General features: G+C 69.4%; 22 protein-coding genes. 15 read left to right on the top strand and 7 right to left on the bottom strand.

Features of this window, described 5'->3' with window-relative positions; translation table 11 throughout:
• Position 1 precedes the first annotated feature (1 nt).
• From ctaD to HDC36_RS12890, 4 genes are read left to right on the top strand one after another with little or no spacing between them, the layout of a single operon-like run.
• A complete protein-coding gene (ctaD, locus tag HDC36_RS12900; RefSeq protein ID WP_179567872.1) occupies positions 2–1,612 on the top strand; it encodes a cytochrome c oxidase subunit I in 1,611 nt (536 codons plus the stop codon).
• Positions 1,612–1,743: a hypothetical protein gene (locus HDC36_RS23495; protein WP_255432700.1), complete on the top strand. Its 132-nt coding sequence runs from the start codon at positions 1,612–1,614 to the stop codon at positions 1,741–1,743. Before ctaD ends, HDC36_RS23495 begins: the two co-directional genes overlap by 1 nt.
• Positions 1,740–2,330: a cytochrome c oxidase assembly protein gene (locus HDC36_RS12895; protein WP_179567870.1), complete on the top strand. Its 591-nt coding sequence runs from the start codon at positions 1,740–1,742 to the stop codon at positions 2,328–2,330. The genes HDC36_RS23495 and HDC36_RS12895 overlap by 4 nt, the downstream gene beginning before the upstream one ends.
• Before the next feature lie 20 nt (positions 2,331–2,350).
• Positions 2,351–3,226, top strand: coding sequence for a cytochrome c oxidase subunit 3 (locus HDC36_RS12890; protein ID WP_179567868.1), 876 nt, complete (start codon positions 2,351–2,353; stop codon positions 3,224–3,226).
• Positions 3,227–3,323: 97 nt separating this feature from the next.
• Here the strand turns inward: HDC36_RS12890 and HDC36_RS12885 are convergent, their stop codons facing one another.
• The gene (locus HDC36_RS12885) at positions 3,324–3,542 is read right to left on the bottom strand and encodes a twin transmembrane helix small protein (protein ID WP_003480622.1); all 219 of its coding nucleotides are present in this window, start codon (positions 3,540–3,542) and stop codon (positions 3,324–3,326) included.
• A 30-nt stretch (positions 3,543–3,572) separates the two neighbouring features.
• On the opposite strand from HDC36_RS12885, the gene HDC36_RS12880 reads away from it, so the two are divergent.
• The 5 genes from HDC36_RS12880 to HDC36_RS12860 are packed head-to-tail and all read left to right on the top strand — an operon-like array spanning position 3,573 to position 7,487.
• Entirely contained in the window at positions 3,573–4,331 is a 759-nt protein-coding gene (locus HDC36_RS12880) for an SURF1 family protein (RefSeq protein WP_179567866.1), read from the top strand.
• A 27-nt stretch (positions 4,332–4,358) separates the two neighbouring features.
• Positions 4,359–4,934, top strand: coding sequence for a hypothetical protein (locus HDC36_RS12875; protein WP_179567864.1), 576 nt, complete (start codon positions 4,359–4,361; stop codon positions 4,932–4,934).
• 11 nt (positions 4,935–4,945) lie between these two features.
• Positions 4,946–6,109 (top strand): COX15/CtaA family protein, encoded by a 1,164-nt coding sequence (locus HDC36_RS12870; RefSeq protein ID WP_179568097.1) that lies wholly within the window; start codon positions 4,946–4,948, stop codon positions 6,107–6,109.
• Positions 6,106–7,026, top strand: coding sequence for a heme o synthase (gene cyoE, locus HDC36_RS12865; protein ID WP_179567862.1), 921 nt, complete (start codon positions 6,106–6,108; stop codon positions 7,024–7,026). Before HDC36_RS12870 ends, cyoE begins: the two co-directional genes overlap by 4 nt.
• Complete coding sequence (locus tag HDC36_RS12860; protein ID WP_179567860.1) at positions 7,023–7,487, top strand: hypothetical protein; 465 nt, start codon at positions 7,023–7,025, stop codon at positions 7,485–7,487. The genes cyoE and HDC36_RS12860 overlap by 4 nt, the downstream gene beginning before the upstream one ends.
• 165 nt (positions 7,488–7,652) lie before the next feature.
• Here HDC36_RS12860 and HDC36_RS12855 read toward each other — a convergent pair whose 3' ends face one another.
• Complete coding sequence (locus HDC36_RS12855) at positions 7,653–9,239, bottom strand: thioredoxin family protein (protein WP_179567858.1); 1,587 nt, start codon at positions 9,237–9,239, stop codon at positions 7,653–7,655.
• Between the two features lie 340 nt (positions 9,240–9,579).
• Entirely contained in the window at positions 9,580–10,569 is a 990-nt protein-coding gene (locus tag HDC36_RS12850; protein WP_179567856.1) for a bile acid:sodium symporter family protein, read from the bottom strand.
• A gap of 239 nt (positions 10,570–10,808) precedes the next feature.
• On the opposite strand from HDC36_RS12850, the gene HDC36_RS12845 reads away from it, so the two are divergent.
• Entirely contained in the window at positions 10,809–11,993 is a 1,185-nt protein-coding gene (locus HDC36_RS12845; RefSeq protein ID WP_179567854.1) for a hypothetical protein, read from the top strand.
• A 53-nt stretch (positions 11,994–12,046) separates the two neighbouring features.
• Here HDC36_RS12845 and dnaG read toward each other — a convergent pair whose 3' ends face one another.
• From dnaG to rpsU, 4 genes are all read right to left on the bottom strand, one after another.
• Positions 12,047–13,786 (bottom strand): DNA primase, encoded by a 1,740-nt coding sequence (dnaG, locus tag HDC36_RS12840; RefSeq protein WP_179567852.1) that lies wholly within the window; start codon positions 13,784–13,786, stop codon positions 12,047–12,049.
• Between the two features lie 67 nt (positions 13,787–13,853).
• On the bottom strand, positions 13,854–14,768 hold the full coding sequence (locus HDC36_RS12835; RefSeq protein WP_179567850.1) for a YihY/virulence factor BrkB family protein: 915 nt from the start codon (positions 14,766–14,768) through the stop codon (positions 13,854–13,856).
• Positions 14,769–14,899: 131 nt separating this feature from the next.
• Positions 14,900–15,346 (bottom strand): GatB/YqeY domain-containing protein, encoded by a 447-nt coding sequence (locus HDC36_RS12830; protein ID WP_179567848.1) that lies wholly within the window; start codon positions 15,344–15,346, stop codon positions 14,900–14,902.
• 276 nt (positions 15,347–15,622) lie between these two features.
• Positions 15,623–15,838, bottom strand: a complete 216-nt coding sequence (rpsU, locus tag HDC36_RS12825; RefSeq protein WP_003465342.1) for a 30S ribosomal protein S21 — start codon at positions 15,836–15,838, stop codon at positions 15,623–15,625.
• Between the two features lie 121 nt (positions 15,839–15,959).
• Here rpsU and tsaD point away from each other — a divergent pair, with 121 nt between their 5' ends.
• The 5 genes from tsaD (at position 15,960) to HDC36_RS12800 (ending at position 22,532) form a co-directional block, all read left to right on the top strand.
• Positions 15,960–17,039: a tRNA (adenosine(37)-N6)-threonylcarbamoyltransferase complex transferase subunit TsaD gene (tsaD, locus tag HDC36_RS12820; protein ID WP_179567846.1), complete on the top strand. Its 1,080-nt coding sequence runs from the start codon at positions 15,960–15,962 to the stop codon at positions 17,037–17,039.
• Between the two features lie 95 nt (positions 17,040–17,134).
• Positions 17,135–17,494: a dihydroneopterin aldolase gene (gene folB / locus HDC36_RS12815; RefSeq protein ID WP_179567844.1), complete on the top strand. Its 360-nt coding sequence runs from the start codon at positions 17,135–17,137 to the stop codon at positions 17,492–17,494.
• A gap of 117 nt (positions 17,495–17,611) precedes the next feature.
• Positions 17,612–19,060 carry a circularly permuted type 2 ATP-grasp protein gene (locus HDC36_RS12810; protein WP_179567842.1) on the top strand — a complete coding sequence of 483 codons (1,449 nt, stop codon included), beginning with the start codon at positions 17,612–17,614 and terminating at the stop codon, positions 19,058–19,060.
• Entirely contained in the window at positions 19,060–20,001 is a 942-nt protein-coding gene (locus HDC36_RS12805) for an alpha-E domain-containing protein (RefSeq protein WP_179567840.1), read from the top strand. Before HDC36_RS12810 ends, HDC36_RS12805 begins: the two co-directional genes overlap by 1 nt.
• A gap of 353 nt (positions 20,002–20,354) precedes the next feature.
• Entirely contained in the window at positions 20,355–22,532 is a 2,178-nt protein-coding gene (locus HDC36_RS12800; protein WP_179567838.1) for a glycoside hydrolase family 3 N-terminal domain-containing protein, read from the top strand.
• Positions 22,533–22,644: the final 112 nt, after the last annotated feature.

Here is a 22,644-nt window from a genome sequence, read left to right as displayed (position 1 = left end):
CATGGCCCATTCCGCAGTCGATCACCACGACGAGCACGGGCATCAGCAGAGCTTCGTGGAACGGTGGTTCTTCTCCACCAACCACAAGGACATCGGCACGCTGTACCTGCTTTTCAGCTTCACGATGTTCATCGTCGGCGCGGCGATGAGCGTGATGATCCGTCTTGAACTTGCGCAGCCGGGGTTGCAGTACATCAAGCCCGAGCAGTTCAACCAGATGACCACCGTGCACGCGCTGGTGATGATCTTCGGCGGGGTGATGCCGGCCTTCGTCGGCCTGGCCAACTGGATGATCCCGCTGCAGATCGGCGCGCCGGACATGGCCCTGCCGCGCATGAACAACTGGTCGTTCTGGCTGCTGCCGGTGGCGTTCACCCTGCTGCTGCTGACCTTCTTCCTGCCCGGCGGCGCGCCGGCCGGCGGCTGGACCCTGTACCCGCCGCTGTCGCTGCAGGGCGGCTACAACGTCGCCTTCAGCGTGTTCGCGATCCACGTCGCCGGCATCAGTTCGATCATGGGCGCGATCAACATCATCGCCACCGTGCTGAACATGCGCGCGCCCGGCATCGACCTGCTGAAGATGCCGATCTTCTGCTGGGCCTGGCTGATCACCGCGTTCCTGCTGATCGCGGTGATGCCGGTGCTGGCCGGCGCGGTGACCATGCTGCTGACCGACAAGTTCTTCGGCACCAGTTTCTTCAATGCGGCCGGCGGCGGCGACCCGGTGATGTACCAGCACATCTTCTGGTTCTTCGGGCACCCGGAGGTCTACATCATGATCCTGCCGGCGTTCGGCGTGGTCAGCGAGATCATCCCGACCTTCAGCCGCAAGCCGCTGTTCGGCTACCAGGCGATGGTGTACGCGATCGCCGCGATCGCGTTCCTGAGCTTCATCGTCTGGGCGCACCACATGTTCACCGTGGGCATGCCGCTGGGCGGCGAGATCTACTTCATGTTCGCCACCATGCTGATCTCCATCCCCACCGGGGTGAAGGTGTTCAACTGGGTCAGCACCATGTGGCAGGGCTCGCTGACCTTCGAGGCGCCGATGCTGTGGGCGGTGTCGTTCGTCATCCTGTTCACCATCGGCGGCTTCTCCGGGCTGATGCTGGCGATCGTGCCGGCCGACTTCCAGTACCACGACACCTACTTCGTGGTCGCGCACTTCCACTACGTGCTGGTCACCGGCGCGGTGTTCGGGCTGATCGCCGCGGTGTACTACTGGTGGCCGAAGTGGACCGGGCGCATGTACAGCGAGGCCTGGGGCAAGTTCCATTTCTGGTGGACGATGCTGTTCGTCAACCTGCTGTTCTTCCCGCAGCACTTCCTCGGCCTGGCCGGCATGCCGCGGCGCATTCCCGACTACAACGTGGTGTTCGCCGACTGGAACCTGGTCAGCTCGATCGGTGCGTTCGGCATGTTCGTCACCCCGTTCCTGATGGCCGGCATCCTGCTGGCGTCGCTGCGCAACGGCGCACGCGCCGAGGCGCGGGCGTGGGAAGGTGCGCGCGGCCTGGAATGGACGGTGCCGTCGCCGGCGCCGGCGCATACCTTCACCCTGCCGCCGGTGCTCAAGCCCGGCGACCTGGCCCACGACGACATCAGCCACTGATGACCGCGCAGACGCCGCTCGACGATCTGGCCCTGCGCCGCAAGCGCGCCGTGCGTACGGCGCTGGTGGTGGGCGCGGTCGCGGTACTGATCTATGCCGGCTTCATCCTGTCCGGGGTGATCGGCCGATGAGCGCGCCGGCGCCGCGCGTGCACAGCAGCGCCGGGCTGTTCAAGCTGGTCGGCGTGGCGCTGGCGGTGTTCGTGCTGACCTTCTCGCTGGTGCCGCTGTACCGCATCGCCTGCGAGAAGGTGTTCGGCGTGCGCCTGGAGCGCGGCCCGGGCGAAGGCCCGCAGGCCGGCAAGCCGCTGCTCGGCAAGCGCACGGTCAAGGTCGAGTTCGACGGAGGGGTGAATTCCAAGCTGCCGTGGTCGTTCCATCCCGAGCAGCTGACCATGCAGGTGGTGCCCGGCGAACTCAACGAAGCGCTGTACTACGCGCGCAACGACGGCGAACGCGCGATCGTCGGCAGCGCGGTGCCGTCGGTGGCGCCGGCGCGCGCCTCCGGCTACTTCACCAAGACCGAGTGCTTCTGCTTCACCGCGCAGACCCTGCAGGCCGGCGAGAAGCGCGACATGCCGGTGCGCTTCATCGTCGATCCGAACCTGCCCGGCGACATCACCACCATCACCCTGTCGTACACCTTCTTCAAGAACGATGCGCTGAGCGCGGAACTGGGATCGCCGAAACTGGCCGGTTCCGCGCGCGCGGCCCCTTGACCTCACCCGGAACGCCCGCCATGGCCCAGCCCAGCACCGACGCCACTGCCTATTACGTGCCCAGCCAGAGCCGCTGGCCGTTCATCGGCTCGATCGCGATGTTCGTGACCATGATCGGCGTGGCCAGTTGGCTCAATGACGCGGCCTGGGGCAAGTGGACCTTCTTCATCGGCATCGCGATGCTGGTGGCGACCTTGTTCATGTGGTTCGGCGACGTGATCCGCGAATCGATCGCCGGCCATTACAACCGCCAGGTCGACGTGTCGTTCCGCATGGGCATGGTCTGGTTCATCTTCTCCGAAGTGATGTTCTTCGGCGCGTTCTTCGGCGCGCTGTTCTACACGCGCACCTTCATCCTGCCGTGGCTGGGCGGCTCCGGCGACGGGGTGATGACCAACGCGCTGCTGTGGGACGGCTATTCGGCGGCCTGGCCGACCAACGGCCCGGGCGCGATCGGCGGCCAGTTCCAGACCATCCCGGCGTGGGGCCTGCCGCTGATCAATACGCTGATCCTGCTTAGCTCCGGCGTGACCCTGACCATCGCCCACCATGCGCTGAAAGCCGGCCATCGCACGCGCCTGCTGGTGTTCCAGGGGCTGACCGTGCTGCTGGGCTGCGCTTTCCTGTACTTCCAGGCCGAGGAATACATCCACGCCTACAAGGAGCTCAACCTGACGTTGGGTTCGGGCATCTACGGCTCGACCTTCTTCATGCTCACCGGCTTCCACGGCGTGCACGTGCTGCTGGGCACGATCATGCTGCTGGTGATGTGGCTGCGCTCGGCGCGCGGCCATTTCAGCCGCGACAACCACTTCGCCTTCGAAGCGGCGGCATGGTACTGGCACTTCGTCGACGTGGTGTGGCTGGCGCTGTTCCTGTTCGTCTATGTACTTTGACGGCTGGGATTAGGGATTCGGGATTGGGGATTCGGCAAAGCAGGGCGCTGCTCTTGCGATTCCCTATTCCCGATTCTCCATTCCCGGCTAGGCCGCGTCAGCGGCCTAGCCCATGCGGCTTGATCACGCCGGTGTAGATGCCCAGGATCACCAGCAGGATCAGGCATACCGATAGGCCGATGCGCCAGGTCAGTGCGTTCACCGTGCGCTTGCTCTGGCCGCGGTCCACCAACAGGTAGTACAGGCCGGCGCCGAGGTTCCACAGAATGACCAGCAGGAACGCGACGATCAGCAGGGTTTTCAGCGAGTCGTTCATGGGCGTCTCGGTGCACGGTATCGCCGCATTATGACCCTCGCCGCGTCTTCGCGCGTCGCCGCGCGCGCGCGCATGCCGCTGTGGCTGGGCTGGAGCATCGCCTTGGCGGTGGCGCTGGGATTCTGCGCCCTGGGCCGCTGGCAATTGCTGCGCATGCACGAGAAACAGGTGCTGCTCGCGCAGGCCGCGCACATCCGCGATCGTCCGCAGGCCTTGGCCGCTGCGCTGCGCGCGGCGCGCCCGACGCAGCTGGCCTGGGTGCACGGCGCTGGCCGTTTCCTGCCCGGGCAGATCCTGCTCGACAACCAGCTGCGCGAGGGCCGCAGCGGGGTCAAGGTCTACCAGCCGTTCCTGGCCGATGGCGCCTCCGCGCCGCTGCTGGTCGAACTCGGCTGGTTGCCGCTGCCGGCCGATCGTGCGCTGCCCAGGCCGCTGCCGCTGCAGGGACGGTACACGTTGGTCGGCCTGCTCGGGCCGGTGCCGTCGCACGGGCTGACCCTGGGGCCGGCGCTGGTCGCCGCGCCGGCGCCGCAGCTGTGGCTGGCGATGCGCATCGAGCCGGCGGCGATCGGCCAGGCGCTCGGCCGCCGCGACATTTTGTCGCAGGTGCTGCGCCTGGATCCGGCCCTGCCGCTGGGCTATCCGCGCGACCTGGACATGCTGCCGAACACGCTGCCGCCCGAGCGCCACTTGGGTTACGCGGTGCAATGGTTCGGCCTGGCGCTGGCCGTGCTGATCACCGCGGGCCTGCTCAGCTGGCGCGCGCGCAAGGGGCGAGGCGGGCGCTGAGCGCGCGCGCATGAGAAAATCCCCGGCATGAATGCCTCCCCTTCGGCTCCACGCCAGGCGACCGCACGCGGTCGCTGGACGTTGATCGCGCTGTTCGCCCTGTTCTTCGGCTCGATGCTGGTCGCCGGCGCGCTGCGGTTCTCCGGCTGGCAACCGCCCGGCAGCCGCAACCATGGCGAGTTGCTGAAGCCGCCGGGCGACCTGCGCGCGCTGCAACCGCGGCTCGACGATGGCAGCGTCTACGCCTGGCAGCCGCAGCAGCGGCTGTGGCGCATCGCGCTGGCGCCGCCAAGCGACTGCGCCACCGCGTGCAAGGCGCTGGCGCGCGACCTGGACAAGGTCTGGCAGTTGTTCGGCCACGACGCCGACCACGTGCAGATCCTGTGGATCGGCACGCCGCCGGCGGCGGTGCGCGCGCTGCCGCAGGTACGCGTGCTGCGTGCCGACGCCGCATTGCTGGACGGTCTGCCGCGCGTGCACGACGCGGCCGGGGTGCCGGTCTACGTGATCGATCCGAACGGCTTCGTGGTGCTGCGCTACGCGCCGGGCTTCGACCCGGCCGGGTTGCGCGCGGACCTGTCGAAGCTGCTGAAACTCCTGTGAGCCGTCCCCCTATGAACCTGTTCGCGCCACCGGCGCTGTTTCGGCACTTCCACCGCATGGCCTGGCTGGCGGCGCTGTTCACCGCCAGCACGATCATGTTCGGTTCGTTCGTGCGCCTGTCCGATGCGGGCATGAGCTGCCCGGACTGGCCGACCTGCTATGGCCGGGTGACCTGGCCGCAGAGCAGCGACGAAGCCAACGCGCACGCGGCCAGCAAGATCCGCCCGCTGGAGACGCACAAGGCCTGGCGCGAGCAGGTGCACCGCTTCCTGGCCGGGGCGCTGGGCGTGGAAGTGCTGGTGCTGTCGCTGTTGGCCGCACGACGGCGGCGCCTGGGCATCGCCCAGATCGTCGGCGCGGCGCTGCTGGTGGCGCTGTCGATCCCGCTGTACATGTCCGGCTGGCCGTCGCTGGCGATGGCGCTGGCCGCTGCCGGCGAAGCGATCCTGCTGCTGGCGGCGCTGCGCTGGTCCAATACCGACCTGGCGCGCGCGGCGGTGCTGACCCTGGCGGTGGTGATCTTCCAGGCGCTGCTCGGCATGTGGACGGTGACCCTGCTGCTCAAGCCGATCGTGGTGATGGGGCATCTGCTCGGCGGCCTGCTGATGTTTTCGCTGCTGGTGTGGATGGCCTGGCGCGCCACCCACCTGCCGATCACCCTGGCCGACGCGTCGCGGCTGAAGTGGCTGCTGCGCATCGGCGTGGCGCTGCTGGCGCTGCAGATCGCGCTCGGCGGCTGGGTCAGCGCCAACTATGCGGCGCTGGCCTGCGGCGGCGGCAGCTGGTCGGCCGACAACTTCCCGCGCTGCGTCAGCCAGTGGTGGCCGCCGCACGATTTCCGCGAAGGCTTCACCCTGTGGCGCGGCATCGGCGTGGACTACGAAGGCGGCGTGCTCGACGGCGCGGCGCGCATCGCGATCCAGATGGCGCACCGGATGATGGCGCTGCTGGTGGCCGCCTACCTGCTATGGCTGGGCTGGCGGCTGAGCCGCTCGCCGGGCATGCGCGGCTGGGCCGCGGCGCTGGCGCTGCTGCTGGTGGCGCAGGTCAGCCTGGGCATCCTCAACGTCAAGCTGGCGCTGCCGTTGCCGGTGGCGGTGCTGCACAACGCCGGCGCGGTGGCGCTGCTGTTCGTGCTGGTGTCGCTGCTCGCGCGGCTGCGGGTGCCGCAATGAGCGCCAAGGGCCTCCACTGGCGCGACTACTGGGACCTGACCAAGCCCAAGGTGGTGGCGCTGATCGTGTTCACCGCGCTGGTCGGGATGTGCCTGGCGATTCCGGGCGTGCCGACCTGGGCGCAGGTGCGCACCGGCTTGATCGGCTTCTTCGGCATCTGGCTGGCGGCATCGGCCGCGGCGGCGATAAACCAATTGCTGGATGCGCGCATCGACGCGCAGATGGCGCGCACCTCGTGGCGGCCGCTGGTGGTGGGCAAGGTGCTGCCGTGGCAGGTGCTGCTGTTCGCCACGGCACTGACCGCGCTGTCGATGGCGATCCTAGTGATCTGGGTCAACACCATCACCGCGGTCCTGACCTTCGCCTCGCTGATCGGCTATGCGGTGATCTACACCGTGTTCCTCAAGCGCACCACGCCGCAGAACATCGTCATCGGCGGCCTGGCCGGCGCCGCGCCGCCCTTGCTGGGCTGGGCCGCGATCACCGGCATGCAGGGGCAGTGGGACTGGGCCTACGCGTCGTTGCTGGTGCTGATCATCTTCGTGTGGACGCCACCGCACTTCTGGGCGCTGGCGATCTTCCGCCGCGCCGACTACGCGAAGGCGTCGGTGCCGATGCTGCCGGTCACCCACGGTGTGGCGCATACGCGCAAGCAGATCCTGGTGTATACGCTGCTGCTGGTGGTGGCGACGCTGCTGCCGGCGGCGGTGGGCATGAGCGGCGTGTTCTACCTCGGCGGCGCGCTGGTGCTGAACGCGGTGTTCGTCTGGTACGCCTGGCGCATGCTCGACCCGCCGGACGAGATGTTCTCGATGCGCATGTTCGGCTATTCGATCGTGTACCTGATGGCGCTGTTCGCGTTCCTGCTGGTGGATCACTGGTTGCTGCCGGCACTGCCGATGCCGACCGGCGCGTGAGCCGCCTGCGCCACGCCGGGTTGCTGGCGCTGGCGGCGCTGCCGTTGCCGGCCTCGGCGTGGGACACGCCGGAACAGGCGATCGACGCCTACCTGGCCTTCGAGCTGGACGGCGGGCGGCTGCAGGCCTGGCCGTTCGCGCGCTACATCGTGGCGCCGCGCGGCTACGACGAACCGGGCTGGGACGTGCTGCACGCGGTGCGCGGCTGGCAGCGCGGCGCGGTGCGCTGCGACCATCCCGCGCGTTGCGAGGTCGTGGTGCTGTTCGAATACGCCGACACGCTGGCCCTGCCGGCGGCATGGCAACTGATGCCGCATCCGCATGGCGGTAGCGAGCGGGTGCGCTATACGCTGCAGCATCAGCCCGCGCCGGACGGCTGGCGCGTGGCCTCCACGCTTGGCCCGCCGCGGGTCAGGTTGAAGGTGGTGGCGACGCTGTGGCCGGAAACTGCGGCCGACTGAGCCGCGCCGATCGACCGCGGCGCGCGGGCGCTGGCGCCGCAGCCGGTGCAGGCCGGAGCGGCTCCGATGGTGCAAGGCCTTCGTTCGATGGCGCCCGGTGCGGCGCGCGCGCTGCTCGGCAGGCGCGTGCGCCAGCACCGACGCATGCCGCGATGACCCGGGCGCTCAGCTCAGCCAGTGCTGGCAGCTGTCGCGGTCCTGGCTGCCGCAGCTTTGCTGCATCTTGTGCTGCAGGCGTGCGAGCACGGCGCTGCCGCCATGGCCCTTGCTCCAGCCCTGCAGGGTCTTGGCCAGGGTGTCGAAGCGCTGCCTGGTGCGCTGGTGGTAGCCGCCGGGCTGCCCGGCCAGTTCGCCGATGACCTGGCCGGCGGCGGCCTCGATCGCGGCCGCATTGTCCGGCTGCAGCCGGATCAGGCCATCGACGTAGAGCACGCCCCACTGCACCCGGGTGGCGGGGCCTTCGGCTCTCTCGTAGGCCTTCTTCAGCCAGTACAGCGCGGTCTGCCTGTCGCCGCGCGCTTCGGCCAGGCCGGCCAGTTCCGGCATGTAGTAGTACGGCGTCTTGCTGCGTCCCAGCTCGGCCAGCAGCAGCTGTTCGGCGCCGGCGCTGTCGCCGGCGTCGTCGAGCAGGCCGGCGGCATTGCTGATCGTGGACTGGCGTTCGTAATCGGTCTTGGCCGCCTGCTCGGCCCACTGCACGCGCTGTTGCACCTTGGCGACCACCGCAGCCGGCAGCGGCGGATGCGGCGCGTTGCCGGCGTCGGCCGGCTGGCCCTGCGCCAGCCGCGCCAGCTGGATGTCGGCGTACGCGGTATCCAGGCGATCGCTGATCGGCAGGCTGCTGTCGGCGTAGACCCGGTCCAGCGCGCCGGTCAGCGCATTGGACAGTGTGGTCCGTTCGCTGGCATCGGCCGCCGCGGCCTGCACCAGTTCGCGCGCCGAATAGGTCAGGGTGCTGCGGTTGGCGCGCGTCTCGGCCGGATCGGCGAGCACCGCCTGCAGCAGGCTGCGATCGGCGGCGCGGCGCTTGGCGTCGGTGGCGCCTGCCTTGTCCGGTTCCCGTGCGGCCAGCGCCAGCAGCGCGAAGCGGCGCTGCAGCGCCGGCTGCGGCGCGGCGGCGGCCAGTTGCGCGAGCACGCCGGCGGCCTGCTCCGGCTTGACCAGCCGGCTCGCGTCCACCGCCCAGCCGTATTCGCCGAGCAGGGTCCAATCGTCGGCGCTGAGCGTGGCCGGCGCCTGCAGTGCCTTCTGCAGCAACTGCGCCGAGGTGGTAGTGCGGGTCGCGGCCACGCGCAAGGCCTCGGCCAGGCGCCCGGTGTCGCTGTCGCCGGCCAGGCGGGTGATCTCGCTGCGATCCGGGCGCAGCACGATGATGGTCGGGTAGCCCTTGATGCCGAAGCGTTCGCCCCAGGCCTGCGCGCCTTCCGAATCGCCGTCCAGATGCACCGCGACGAAGGCGCGGGTACGGGCGATGAAGGCCGGGTCCTTGAACAGCGTGGCCTTGAGCCGGTTGCACGGCGGGCACCAGGCCGCGCCCCAGTACAGCAGCACCGGCTTGTTCTGCTCGCGCGCTTCGGCGAAGGCGTCGTCGACGTCGCCCTCGCGCCAGGCGATGCCGGCGCTGTCGGGCGCCCTGGCCGGCGCGATGGCCTGCGGCTTGGCGGGAGCGGGCGGCTTGTCGCAGCCGCCCAGCGCCAGCAGTGCGGCAAGGCTGGCGGAGGTCATGACGGAAAGGCGGAGCGTACGGCGCATACGTCGGTCACCGGGCGAAGAGGGGAGGGCGGCAACGGCGGATGCCGTGCAGGCCATGGCGCCAATCGCGCACTCTACCTAGCCGATCGCGCTGCGGGTACCTGGCGGACATGCCGGTTGCGCATTTGCATATGCCGCGACTCAGCAGCGGCGGCCAGCGCGCTTGCGGCTCGCGGCACCGGCGATGGTGCGGCGCCGGGCGGGTGGCGTTGCGCAGCGTTCCGGTCTCGCCAGCGCAGACCTGATCGATCGGCGTGTGGCGCCCGAGCGCGGGCAGCGGCCGCGGCTTGAACTGGGACAGGCCGCGCCGGGCCGCTGCCGCCGCGACGGGCCGCGGTCGCTAGTCGTGCTTGGCCGTCTTCGCATCGCGCGCATAGCGTTGCGCGACGAAGGCGCAGACGATCAGCTGGATCTGGTGATAGATCATCACCGGCAGCACGATCGCGCCCAGGCTGCCGCCGGCGAACAGCACCTTGGCCATCGGCACGCCGGTGGCCAGGCTCTTCTTCGAGCCGCAGAACACGATCGGGATCTCGTCGCGGCGGCTGAAGCCCAGCCGCCGCGCGGCGAAGGTGATCAGCCCCATCGCCAGTGCCAGCAGCAGCGCGGCGACCAGCGCCACGCCGAGCAGCGCCGGCAGCGGCGTCTTGCGCCACAGGCCCTCGATCACCGCGGCGCTGAAGGCGGTGTACACCACCAGCAGGATCACGCCCTGATCGGTGTAGCGCAGCACTGCGCGGCGCCGCTCGACCCAGCCGCCGACCCAGGGCCGCAGCAGGTGGCCGGCGACGAACGGCACCAGCAGCTGCAGCATGATCTTGCCCATCGCCTCCAGCGGGTTGGCCATCGCGCTCTGCGCGCCGGCCAGCAGGCCCATCAGCAGCGGCGTCAGGAACACCCCGAGCAGGCTCGACAGCGAGGCGCTGCACACCGCCGCCGGCACGTTGCCGCCGGCCATCGAGGTGAACGCGATCGACGACTGCACCGTGGACGGCAGCGCGCACAGGAACAGCACGCCGATGTACAGCTCCGGGGTCAGCAGCCAGTGCGACAGCGGCTTGAGCAGCAGCCCCAGCAGCGGGAACAGCACGAAGGTGGCGGCGAGGATGGTCAGGTGCAGGCGCCAGTGCAGCGCGCCGGCGACGATCGCCTCGCGCGACAGGCGCGCGCCGTGCAGGAAGAACAGCGCGGCGATGGCGATGTCGGTGACGTCGTCCATGATCGCCGCGGCCTGCCCTTGCACCGGCAACAGCGAGGCCAGCAGCACGGTACCGAGCAAGGCCAGGGTGAACGGTTCGATGCGCAGGCGGGCGAGCCAGTGTCTGATCATGGCGGGGAGGTGGGCGAGGGGAGGCTCATTCTAGGAAGCGCTGCGCGCGGATGCGAATCCGTCAGCAAGCCGTAGACAACTCGCAGACATGTTGCTGCGTACGCCGCTCCGGCCACAACCGGCGATCGCGTGCTTGCTAGATTGCCCACGCCCCGTCGATGAGCGCGGCGAGCGAGCGTTGGGTCACGCGATCGTCGGCGCTTGCCTTTCCAAGGATCGCAACGGAGAAGGAGCAAGCCATGCAATACGATCAATACCAGACCGTGTTCGCGCTCTCGAGCCTGTCCAACTGGGTCAGCACGCGCAAGGGAACCGCGCAGGCGCTGCAGGCCGACTACCAACATGTGCTGCATGCGACGCTGGCCTCTGCGGCGGCGCAGAACGCCATCGGCACCTGGGAGCTCGTCTGGGGACCGCAGGTCTGGCAGGCGCCGGACTCGCAGCGGTCGGACAATGCGATGTTCGTGGCCAAGGCGGGTACGGTGCCGGGCATCGAAGGCGATGTCTATGTCGTGGCGATCTGCGCCACCAATCCGAATTCTCTCTACGACTGGTTGGTGGAGGATTTCGATGTGTCCGTGGTGGTCGATTTCGCCACTTACGATCCGTTGGCCGGCACCGCCCCGGTCAGGACCCCGAAGCCGGTGGCGCCGGGGACGGTCGTCATTTCGATGGGAACCGCGCTGGGGGTATGGCATCTGCTCAACATGGTCAGCCCGGGGTCGGCATCGGCGCCAGGCACGACCCTGGCCAGCTTTCTGCGAACCGCCGCGAACGAAAACGCGACCGTGATCTTCGCCGGCCACAGCCTGGGCGGCGCGCTGGCGCCGACCATGGCGACCTGGTTCGAGCGCACCGGCAAGCTCGATGGCTGCAAAGCGGTGTACTGCTATCCGACAGCAGGCGCCACGCCAGGAAACACCGATTTCGCGGCGCTCTTTCAGGCGACGCTGCCGCCGGTCATCGGGAACAAGCCGTACCAGACTTGGAATCGCGATCTGTGGAACACGCTCGACGCGGTGCCGCATGCATGGGTGTTGGCGATGCTGCGGCAGATCAAATCGCTCTACGGCAACAAGCCGATCGCGGGTGTCGATGCCCTGGTCTCTTTCGCCAGGGCCAATGCGCGCGCCTCAGGGGTCATCTACAGCCAGATCACCAATCAGCCGCTGCAGGGGACGCGCAGCGGCGATCCGCCGACCACCACGCTGGCCTTCCTTGAGCAGATGCGGATCCAGCACGGCACGGCCTATGAAGCGCTGATCGCGGACTGGTTGCAGCCGGTGGTGCCGCTCGGGCACGCGTTGCAGACCGCCGAGGTGGACATGGATGCCCTGCTGGCCGAACTGGCCAGGCGTCTGGATGCGGGCAGCGACACGGTGAAGGCATTGGAGGCCGAGGAGCGCGCCGCACTCGGAGAATGATCGCCGCCGCCGCTCGCGGGATCCGGGCCATGGCCTGATCCCGCCTGCCGCCCTCAATGCAGCGCCGCGCGCGCCTTGAACAACTCGCGCAGTTCGTACTTGTCGGTCTCGTCCAGGCCTTGCGCGCGCTGCTTGGCCTGCAGTTCCTCCAGCCGCTGCTGCAACGTCTGCCGTTCCAGTTGCACCACCACGTCGTGCAGTTCCTGGCGCCAGCTGGCGGTCTCGCCGGGAATCTCCTGCACCGCCAGCTTCTGCAGCGCGGGCAGTTCCTCGCGATCGTGGAAATGCTCGAGCAGGGCGCCGGTGGAGATGTCCGGGCGCGTGTGCACGATCTCCAGCAGTTCGATCATCAGTTCGATGCCGGGCAGGCGCAGGCCGGCGAACGGGTAGGGCGGGGGCAGGTCCAGCGCCAGCGAGGGCGTGTGCAGCAGGCGCACGATCGCCTCGCGCACCAGGCTGCGTTTTTGCGTCGGCCGTGCCGCTGCGCGCGGCGGCGGCTTGGCCAGCTGCGCGGCGGCGGGCGCAGGGCCGCCGATGCCGGTGATCTCGGCCAGGCGCTGGCGCATCAGGTCGCCGAACGCGCCATCGGGAATCTGCGCCAGCATCGGCCGCGCGCGCTCGGCCAGCCGCGCCTTGCCGTCGAGCGTGGCCAGGTTGACCTCGCGCGAGAGTTCGTCGAAGAAGAACTGCGACAGCGGCGTGGCCTGCTGCAGGCGCGCGGCGAAGCCATCGGCGCCTTCCTTGCGCACGATGCTGTCCGGGTCCTCGCCGTCGGGCAGGAACAGGAAGAACGCCTGGCGCCCGTCCTTCATCCGCGGCAACACCGATTCCAGCGCTTTCCAGCCGGCGCGGCGGCCGGCGGCATCGCCGTCGAAGCAGAAGAACACGTCCGGCGCGTTGCGGAACAGCAGCTCGGCGTGTTCTGAGGTGGTCGCGGTGCCCAGCGTCGCCACCGCCTGGGTGACGCCGAACTGGAACAGCGAGACCACGTCCATGTAGCCCTCGACCACGATCAGCCGCTCGATCTTCTGGTTGGCCTGGCGCACCTGCCACAGGCCGTACAGCTCGCGGCCCTTGTGGAACAGCGCGGTCTCCGGCGAGTTCAGGTACTTGGGGCCGTCGTCCTTGTCCATGACCCGGCCGCCGAAGGCGATGACCCGGCCGCGGCGGTCGAAGATCGGGAACATGACCCGGTCGCGGAACTTGTCGTAGACGTGGCCGCGCTCGTTCTTGGAGAACAGCCCGGCGCGCTCGAGCAGCTTGTGGCGGCGCTCGTCGGTGCCCAGTGCGTCCTTCAGCGCGCTGTAGCCGTCCGGCGCGTAGCCGATCTGGAAACGCGCGCGGTTGTCCGCGTCCACGCCGCGGCCGTCGAGGTAGCTGCGCGCCTTGTCGCTGCTGTCGAGCTGGCGCTGGAAGAACTTGGTCGCCGCGTCGAGCGCCGAGTACAGGTCGCGATGGTCGTCGCCGGCGGCCTGCGCGGCGCCGCGCTGTTGCGCGTCGCGCGGCACTTCCATGCCGGCGCGCTTGGCCAGTTCGTCGACCGCGTCGAGGAACTCGAGGCGGTCGTAGTTCATCAGGAAGCTGATCGCGGTGCCGTGCGCGCCGCAGCCGAAGCAGTGGTAGAACTGCTTGGTCGGCGACACCGTGAACGAGGCCGAGCGCTCGTCGTGGAACGGGCAACGCGCCGCGTATTCCTTGCCCTGGCGCTTCAGCGGCACGCGCGTGCCGACCACCTCGACGATGTCGGTGCGGGCGAGCAGGTCGTCGATGAACGCGTCGGGGATGCGGGCCATGGGCGATAGGATGCCATGCGTCCGCGCCACCGCCACGGATCGGCCCGCAAACCCTGGCGTTGCGGTGCTACAGCGGCGGCGGAATCGCGGTGATCGCGCTGGCGTCGATCCCGGCCGCGGCGAGCTTGCGCCGCGAGCGCAGGCGCTCGTCGATCACCGCGGTGATCAGCGCGCCGACGAAGAACACCACGGTGGCGTAGTAGATCCACACCAGCAGGATCACCAGCGCGCCCATCGAGCCGTAGGCGCTGCCCGGCGCGGCGGTGGCGATGTACAGGCCGATCGCGTAGCGCCCGGCCACGAACAGGCAGGCGGTGATGGCGCCGCCGATCACCGCCTGGCGCCATTCCACGCGCCGGTCCGGCAGGTAGTGGTAGAGCACGGCGAAGGCCAGCACGTAGATCGCCAGCGTGGAGGCGTAGCCGACCGCCGGCAGCAGCGACGGCAGGCGCGCGAAGGCGACCTGCAGCACCGTGGTCAGGATCATCGAGATCAGCAGCAGGAAGCCCAGCGCGAACACCACGCCGAACGAGAACACGCGCTTCTTCAGCCACGCCACGATGCCTTCCAGGCGCTGCTTGTCGGTGCGGAAGATCAGGTTCAGCGCGTTCTGCAGCTGCGCGAACACCGCGGTGGCGCCGACGAACAGCAGCAGCGTGCTCCACAGCCCGGCCAGCGAGCCGACGTTGGGCTGGTTCTTGGCGTTGTCGATGATGGTCTGCGCCACTTCGCGCGCGCCGTGTCCGGCCAACTGCCCGATCTGCTCGATGAAGGCCTGCTGCGCCTGCGGGTACAGCGAGGCGGTCAGCCACAGCAGCAACACCAGCAGCGGCGCCAGCGACAGCAGCGCGTAGAACGACAGCGAAGCGGCCTGGGTCATCACGTCGATCTCGACGAAACGCCGCAGCAATGCCGCCGGCAGGCTCTGCTGCAGGCGTTCGAGGTGTTTTTGCAGGCGGGTGGGCGACAGCGACAGGGACATGGGAGCGGCGACGGCCTTGCAGCGGGCGCGGCAGGTGATGCCGGGCCCGCGGATGCGCGTGGAAGGTGTCGCAGGCTCGCGGGGGTTGTAGCAGCCCGGCGCCGAAAGGCGGGTGAAGCCCGCCTGCGCGATCAGCCGGCCAGTTGCTGCTTGACCAGCACCGAGACCAGGCTCATGTCGGCCTTGCCGGCCAGCGCCGGCTTCAGCACGGCCATCAGCTTGCCCATGTCGGCGGCGCTGCTGGCGCCGGTCTGTGCGATCGCGGCCTGGATCGCGGCGACGATCTCCGCCTCGCCGAGCTTGGCCGGCAGGTAGCGCTCGATCACCACGATCTCCTCGCGCTCGATCGACGCCAGGTCCTCGCGCCCGGCCGCGGCGTACTGGCTCACCGAGTCCTTGCGCTGCTTGACCATCTTGTCCATCAGCGCCAGCACCGCGGCGTCGTCCACGTCCTTGCGCTCGTCCACTTCCTTCTGCTTGATCGCGGCGTTGATCAGCCGGATCACGCCCAGGCTGTGCGTGTCGCGGGCCTTCATCGCGGCCTTCATGTCGTCGGTGAGCTGCTGCTTGAGGGTCATGAGGGGCTCCAGGGGAAAGGGAAGAAGGGGGTGGACATTCTAGGCGCTGCGCCGTATCGGTCCGGACACGGCGCAGGCGGCCACGCGCCGAGGCGGGCGCAGGGGGCGGTGGCGGGTGCGCCGGCGCGATGCCGAGGGCGGTGCGCCGCGACGCGGGCTGGCCGGGCCTGACCCGCGGCCACACAAAAAACCGGCGACGCTTGCGCGTGCCGGCTTCGTGGGCTTACCGTAGCGGATGCCGAAACCGGCACAACCCGCTACCGCAAACCGCGATCCTCAGTACAGACGCTGGCGCTTGGTGACGTCGCGAGACGTACGGCGCAGCTGACGCTTCACCGCGGCTGCGGCCTTGCGCTTGCGTTCCTGGGTCGGCTTTTCGTAGAACTCGCGCTTGCGGGTTTCGGCCAGCACGCCGGCCTTTTCGCAGGTGCGCTTGAAGCGACGGAGCGCAAACTCGAAGGGCTCGTTCTCGCGGACTTTGACGCTGGGCATGGAATCTCCGGGACACAATGGTGACCGGGTCACGCCCGGCGAGCCGCACATTATAGCGACTGATTTCCTGGCTGCAAGCGGGACGTTTGCCTGCCGCCGATTCGGCCCCACAATGGCAGCCATGAGAGTCCTCGGCATCGAATCCAGCTGCGACGAAACCGGCGTCGCCGTCTACGACACCGCCCTGTCCGGCGCGGCCGCGCTGCGCGCACACGGGCTGTATAGCCAGATCGCGCTGCACGCCGAATACGGCGGCGTGGTGCCGGAACTGGCCAGCCGCGACCATGTGCGCAAGCTGCTGCCGCTGATCCGCCAGACCCTGGCCGAGGCCGGGCTGCAGGTGCGCGACATCGACGGGGTCGCCTATACGGCCGGCCCTGGCCTGGTCGGCGCCTTGCTGGTCGGCGCCGGCGTCGCCCGCGCGCTGGCCTGGGCGCTGGAGGTGCCGGCGATCGGCGTCCACCATATGGAAGGCCACCTGCTGGCGCCGCTGATGGAGGACCCGGACCCGGTGCACGGCGTGCCGGCACCGCCGTTCGTGGCGTTGCTGGTGTCCGGCGGGCATACCCAGCTGATCGCGGTGGAGGCGATCGGCCGGTACCGGCTGCTCGGCGAGACCCTGGACGACGCCGCCGGCGAGGCCTTCGACAAGACCGCCAAGATGATGGGCCTGCCGTACCCGGGCGGCCCGCAGCTGGCCGCGCTGGCCGCGCAGGGCACGCCGGGCCGGTTCCGCTTCGCGCGGCCTATGACCGACCGGCCCGGGCTGGATTTCAGTTTTTCCGGACTCAAGACCCAGGTGCTGCTGGCCTGGCGCGGCAGCGACCAGAGCGAGAGCACCCGCGCCGACATCGCCCGCGGCTTCGAGGACGCGGTGGTGGACACGCTGGCGATCAAGTGCGAGCGCGCGCTGCAGGCCGCCGGCAGCGACACGATCGTGGTCGCCGGCGGCGTCGGTGCCAACGTGCGCCTGCGCGCCAAGCTGCAGGCGATGGCGCAGGCGCGCGGCGGCCGCGCCTGTTTCCCGCGCCCGGCGCTGTGCACCGACAACGGCGCGATGATCGCCTTCGCCGGCGCGCTGCGCCTGCAGGCCGGCCAGTCCAGCGACGCGGCGGTGCGGGTGACGCCGCGGTGGGACATGGCTTCGCTGCCGCCGTTGGCGGCAGCGCGGGATTCGGGAGTGGGGAATGGGGATTCGTAGAAGCGGCTCCGTGCGGCTCCTGCCTGTGCTTTCGCCTCTGCTTTTGCCTTTGCTCTTACCATTCCCGAATCCCCAATCCCGAATCCCGGCCCCCAATGGATAAAGTTTTCATCGAAGGTCTAGAGATCGACGCGCTGATCGGCATCTACGATTGGGAGCGGCGGATCCGGCAGACCTTGCGCTTCGATCTGGAGATGGGCTTCGACAACCGGGTGCCGGCGGCCAGCGACGACATCGCCGATACGCTCAACTACAAGGCGGTCAGCAAACGCCTGGTGGAGCTGGTCGAGCAGTCCGACTACGGCCTGGTGGAGACGCTGGCCGAGCGCTGTGCGGCCGCGGTGCTGGACGAGTTCGAGGTGCGCTGGCTGCGGCTGAAGCTGAGCAAGCCGGGGGCGGTGCGCGGCGCGCAGGCAGTGGGCGTGATCATCGAGCGCAGCCGCGACGCCGGCTGAGCGCGCGCCGGCGCGGCATTGGCGCAGCCGCTTGACGCTCATTCCGGTTCCGGGCATGTTGCTGTGCAACGCAACACTCGGCCGATCGCGCCCGGTGGCGTACACCGACGGGGCACGATGGACTGGAGCAAGTACCGCACGGCCACCTACGACGAGCTGATCCAGGCAGATGGTCAGCCGCGTCCCGCCGCCCGCCGGGTCATCGAATACCTGTCCAGCCTGTCCGGCCGCGAATTGTCCGAGCGCCAGCTCGCCGCCGATGTCGCCGCACGGGTCATGGGCATCACCTTCACCGTCTATTCCGATGGCCGCAACGTCGATCGCACGCTGCCGTTCGACCTGATCCCGCGGGTGATCCCGCTGCGCGAGTGGCAACGCACCGAGGCCGGGCTGAAGCAGCGCATGCGCGCGCTCAACCTGTTCATCGGCGACGTCTACGGCGCGCAGCGCATCGTCAAGGACAAGGTGTTTCCGGCGATGCTGCTGGAGCATTCGGTGAACTTCCGTCCGCAGTGCGTGGGCATCACCCCGGCGCTGGGCGTGTGGGCGCATATCTGCGGCTCGGACCTGGTGCGCGATGCCGACGGCACGCTGTACGCGCTGGAAGACAACCTGCGCATTCCCAGCGGCGTGTCGTACATGCTGGAAAACCGCATGGTCGCCAAGCGCGTGTTTCCCGAACTGTTCGAGACCAGCGCGATCCTGCCGGTGGACGAATATCCGGCGCAGCTGTACGACACCCTGGCCGCGCTGTCGCCGCGTCCGGGCGACCAGCCGGTGATCGCACTGCTGACCCCGGGCATCTTCAACAGCGCGTATTTCGAACACGCCTACCTGGCCCAGGCGATGGGCATCGAGCTGGTCGAGGGCGACGACCTGTTCGTCGCCGACGACGACTGCACCTACATGCGCACCATCTACGGGCCGCGCCGGGTCGACGTGATCTATCGCCGGGTCGACGACCTGTTCATCGATCCGGAAGTGTTCCACCCCGATTCGGTGCTCGGCGTGCCCGGGCTGATCCGCAGCTGGCGCGCCGGCAAGGTGGCGCTGGCCAATGCGCCCGGCGCCGGCGTGGCCGACGACAAGGTGGTGTTCGCCTACGTGCCGAAGATGATCCGCTACTACCTGGACGAAGAGCCGATCCTGCCCAACGTGCCCAGCTACCTGTGCCACGACGACAAGGACCGCAAGTACGTGCTCGAGCACCTCGACCAGCTGGTGGTGAAGCCGGCCAACGAATCCGGCGGCTACGGCATGCTGATCGGGCCGCGCTCGACCAAGCGCCAGCGCGACGAGTTCCGCAAGCTGATCCAGGCCGATCCGCGCAACTACATGGCGCAGCCGACGCTGGGCCTGTCCACCGCGCCGATCGTGACCGAGGTCGGCCCGTCGGCGCGGCATCTGGACCTGCGCCCGTTCATCCTGTCGCGCGAGGACGTCTACGTCACTACCGGCGGGCTGACCCGGGTGGCGATGGAAGAGGGTTCGCTGGTGGTCAATTCCTCGCAGGGCGGCGGCGCCAAGGACACCTGGGTGGTGGACCTGGACGAGGAGATGGACTGATGCTGTCGCGGGTCGCCGACAACCTCTACTGGTTCAGCCGCTACGTGCGCCGCGCCGAGACCACCGCGCGGCTGGTCGGCGTGGGCAGCCTGCTGCAGCTGGACCTGCCGCGCTCGGTGCGTTTCGCCTGGCGGCCGATGATCGACACGGTCGGCGCCGGCGAGATCTTCAACGTCTGGTTCCCGAACGCCGGCGACGACGTCGGCGACGCCGACGTCGTGCGCTTCCTGCTGCTGGACGAGCGCAATCCGTCCTCGCTGCGCAGTTCGGCGCGGCAGGCGCGCGAGCTGCTGCGCGGCATCCGCGATACGCTCCCGCAGGAAGTATGGGAGGCGGTCAACGACCTGCACCTGTACATCGACGCCAACGGCGAGCGCAGCGTCGGCCGCCGCTACCGGATGGAATTCCTCGGCCACGTCACCGACGCCTGCCTGAAGGTCTCCGGCCTGCTCACCGCCAACGTCAGCCGCGACATCGGCTTCCAGTTCCTGCGCCTGGGCACGGCGATCGAACAGGCCGACATGACCACGCGCATCATCGACGCCGGCGCCTCGGGCCTGATCACCCCGCGCAAGGCCGACGATCTGGAGGCCTACCAGAACATGCAGTGGATGAGCGTGCTGCGCTCGCTGGCCGCCTACCAGATGTACCGGCGCCACGTGCGCCAGCGCGTCACCGGCGAGCATGCGCTGCGCTTCCTGCTGCAGAACAACGATTTCCCACGCAGCGTGCATTTCTGCCTGACCCGCGCCCAGCACATCCTGCCGACCATGCCGCCGCGGCCGACCGTGGAGCGCGCGCTGATGCGGATCAACGGGCTGGTGCGCAATGCCGACCCGTCCTATCTGGCGCGGCACAATCCGGCGGAATTCATGGACGAGATCCAGACCCACCTGGGCTATCTGCACAGCGCGATCGCCGAGGCCTACTTCAGCTCGTGAGCGGCGCCTGGCCGGCGCGGCGCCGGTCGCCTCGCGTTGCCGCCTGGGCTGTGCGGCCAGCGCGTCGCAAGGTGGTTGAGACGCAATCCGCCATGGACCGAGGGCGCAGGACCGCTACGATCGCAGCCGCGCCCGCTGGGCGCGAGACACCTGCGCCGGCCAGTGCGGAGTGCGACGCGCGCGGCGCAAACCGTTCGGCAGCGGGATGCGGGGGCGTATGGCGGCGTTGGTCGCCAGCGGCGGGCGACGGTAGACAGTTCCCTGAATAGGCGGATCCGGCGCCGGGATTTGCTCTTTCGTCTGGCCGGAGAGCTAGAATTGACGGCTATGTAAACGTTTTCTCAAAGGACCCCATGGCTTCGGATCGTATCGAATCGCTCATCGCCCGCATGACCGTCGAAGAGAAGGTCGGCCAGCTCGGCGTCTTCGCCGACATGGTGCGCCCGTTCGCGCCGGACGTGAATCCGGAAGCGAACGTCAGCAATGCCGACGAGGTGCTGCAGCAGGTGCGCGCCGGCCTGGTCGGCTCGCTGTTCAACGGCGTGGGCGCCGAGCTGGGGCGGCGGATCCAGCGCACGGCGCTGGAAGAGAGCCGCCTGGGCATTCCGGTGATCCTGGCCGCGGACGTGATCCACGGCATGCGCACCGTGTTCCCGATCCCGCTGGGCGAGGCCGCCAGCTTCGAGCCGGAGCTGGCCGAGCGCACCGCGCGCGCCACCGCGGTCGAGGCCACCGCCGCCGGCATCCACTGGACCTATGCGCCGGCGGTGGACATCGCCCGCGACCAGCGCTGGGGCCGCGGCGCCGAGGGCGCCGGCGAGGACGTGGTGCTGGGCTGCGCGTTCGCCGCCGCCCGCGTGCGCGGCTTCCAGGGCCCGGACCTGCGCGCGCACGACGCGCTGCTGGCCACGCCCAAGCATTTCGCCGCCTACGGCGCGGTCGCCGCGGGCATGGAATACAACAGCGTGGACATCGCCCCGCAGACCCTGCGCGACGTGCACCTGCCGCCGTTCCAGGCCGCGTTCGGCGCCGGCGCGCTGAGCGTGATGACCTCGTTCAACGACATCAACGGCGTGCCGGCCAGCGCCAACCACGAACTGCTGACCGAGATCCTGCGCGGCGAATGGAAATTCCCCGGCGTGGTGATCTCCGACTACACCGCCGACATGGAACTGATCGCGCACGGCTATGCGGCCGACGAGCGCGACGCGACCAAGAAGGCGTTCCTGGCCGGCATGGACATGAGCATGCAGAGCGGTTTCTACGCTGCGCACCTGCCGTCGCTGGTAGAGGATGGCGAAGTGCCGATGGCCGCGCTGGACGAGGCGGTGCGGCGGGTGCTGGCGCTGAAGGAAACCATCGGCCTGTTCGACGATCCGTACCGTTCGCTGGACCCGCAGCGCGAGGCCGACCAGTCGCACATCGCCGCGCACGATGCGCTGTCGCGCGAGGCGGCGCGGCGCTCGATCGTGCTGCTGAAGAACGACGGCGACGTGCTGCCGCTGCGCAAGCGTGGACAGAAGATCGCGCTGATCGGGCCGTTCGTGCAGGACCGCGAGAACATCGAGGGTTGCTGGACCCTGTTCGGCGACAAGACCCGCTACGTGACCCTGGAAGCCGGCGTACGCGCGGCGCTGGACGACGCCGATGCGCTGAGCGTGGTGCCGGGCTGCGAGCTGGAAGCGCCGCTGGACGGCGGCATCGACGCGGCGGTGGCCGCCGCGCGCACCGCCGACGTGGTGGTGCTGGCGCTGGGCGAGCCGCAGCGCTACAGCGGCGAGGCGCAGTCGCGCACGCAGATCGTGTTGCCGCCGGCGCAGCAGGCGCTGGCCGAAGCCGTCGCCGCCACCGGCACGCCACTGGTGGTGTTGCTGCGCAACGGCCGCGCGCTGGCGCTGCAGGGCGCGGTGCGCGACGCGGCGGCGATCGCGGTGACCTGGTACCTGGGCACGCAGACCGGCCCGGCGGTGGCCGACGTGCTGTTCGGCGACTACAACCCTTCGGCGCGGCTGCCGGTCAGCTTTCCGCTCGATCCAGGTCAGCAGCCGTACTTCTACAACCACGCGCGCACCGGCCGGCCGGAACTGCCGACGATGAGCGAGTTCAAGGCGCGCTGGCGCGAGATCCCGAACGCGCCGCTGTATCCGTTCGGCCATGGCATCGGCTACACCCGCTTCGCCTACGGCGCGCCGCAGCTGGATCGCGTGCAGCTGGGCTGGGACGACACGCTGACCGTGACCACCCGCATCGACAACGTCGGCGAGCGCGACGGCGAGGAAGTGGTGCAGCTGTACGTGCACGACCGCGTCGCCAGCCGGGTGCGCCCGGTGCGCGAACTGAAAGGCTTCCGCAAGGTGCGGCTGGCGCCGGGGCAGGGCATGGATGTGGTGTTCACCCTGGACCGCCGCGCCCTGGCCTTCAGCGGCCGCGACGGCCGGTTCGAGGCCGAGCCGGGGTTGTTCGATCTGTGGGTCTGCGCGTCGTCGGCCAGCGGCGAGCCGGTCGGCTTCGAACTGCTGCCGCAGGCCTGACAGCTGCGCGCAGGCGGCCGCGTCACGGTCGTCTGCGCGCACGTCTCCCTTGCCCGCCGTTGCGTCGCGCGCAGGCCGCTGTCTACGCCGCGCGAACGCCGCGCGTGACCGC

This window comes from Xanthomonas sp. JAI131 (genome assembly GCF_013410075.1).
GTDB classification, from domain to species: domain Bacteria; phylum Pseudomonadota; class Gammaproteobacteria; order Xanthomonadales; family Xanthomonadaceae; genus Xanthomonas_A; species Xanthomonas_A bonasiae.
Note: the sequence above shows the minus strand (reverse complement) of the source record. Positions and strands in the feature narration are given on the sequence as shown.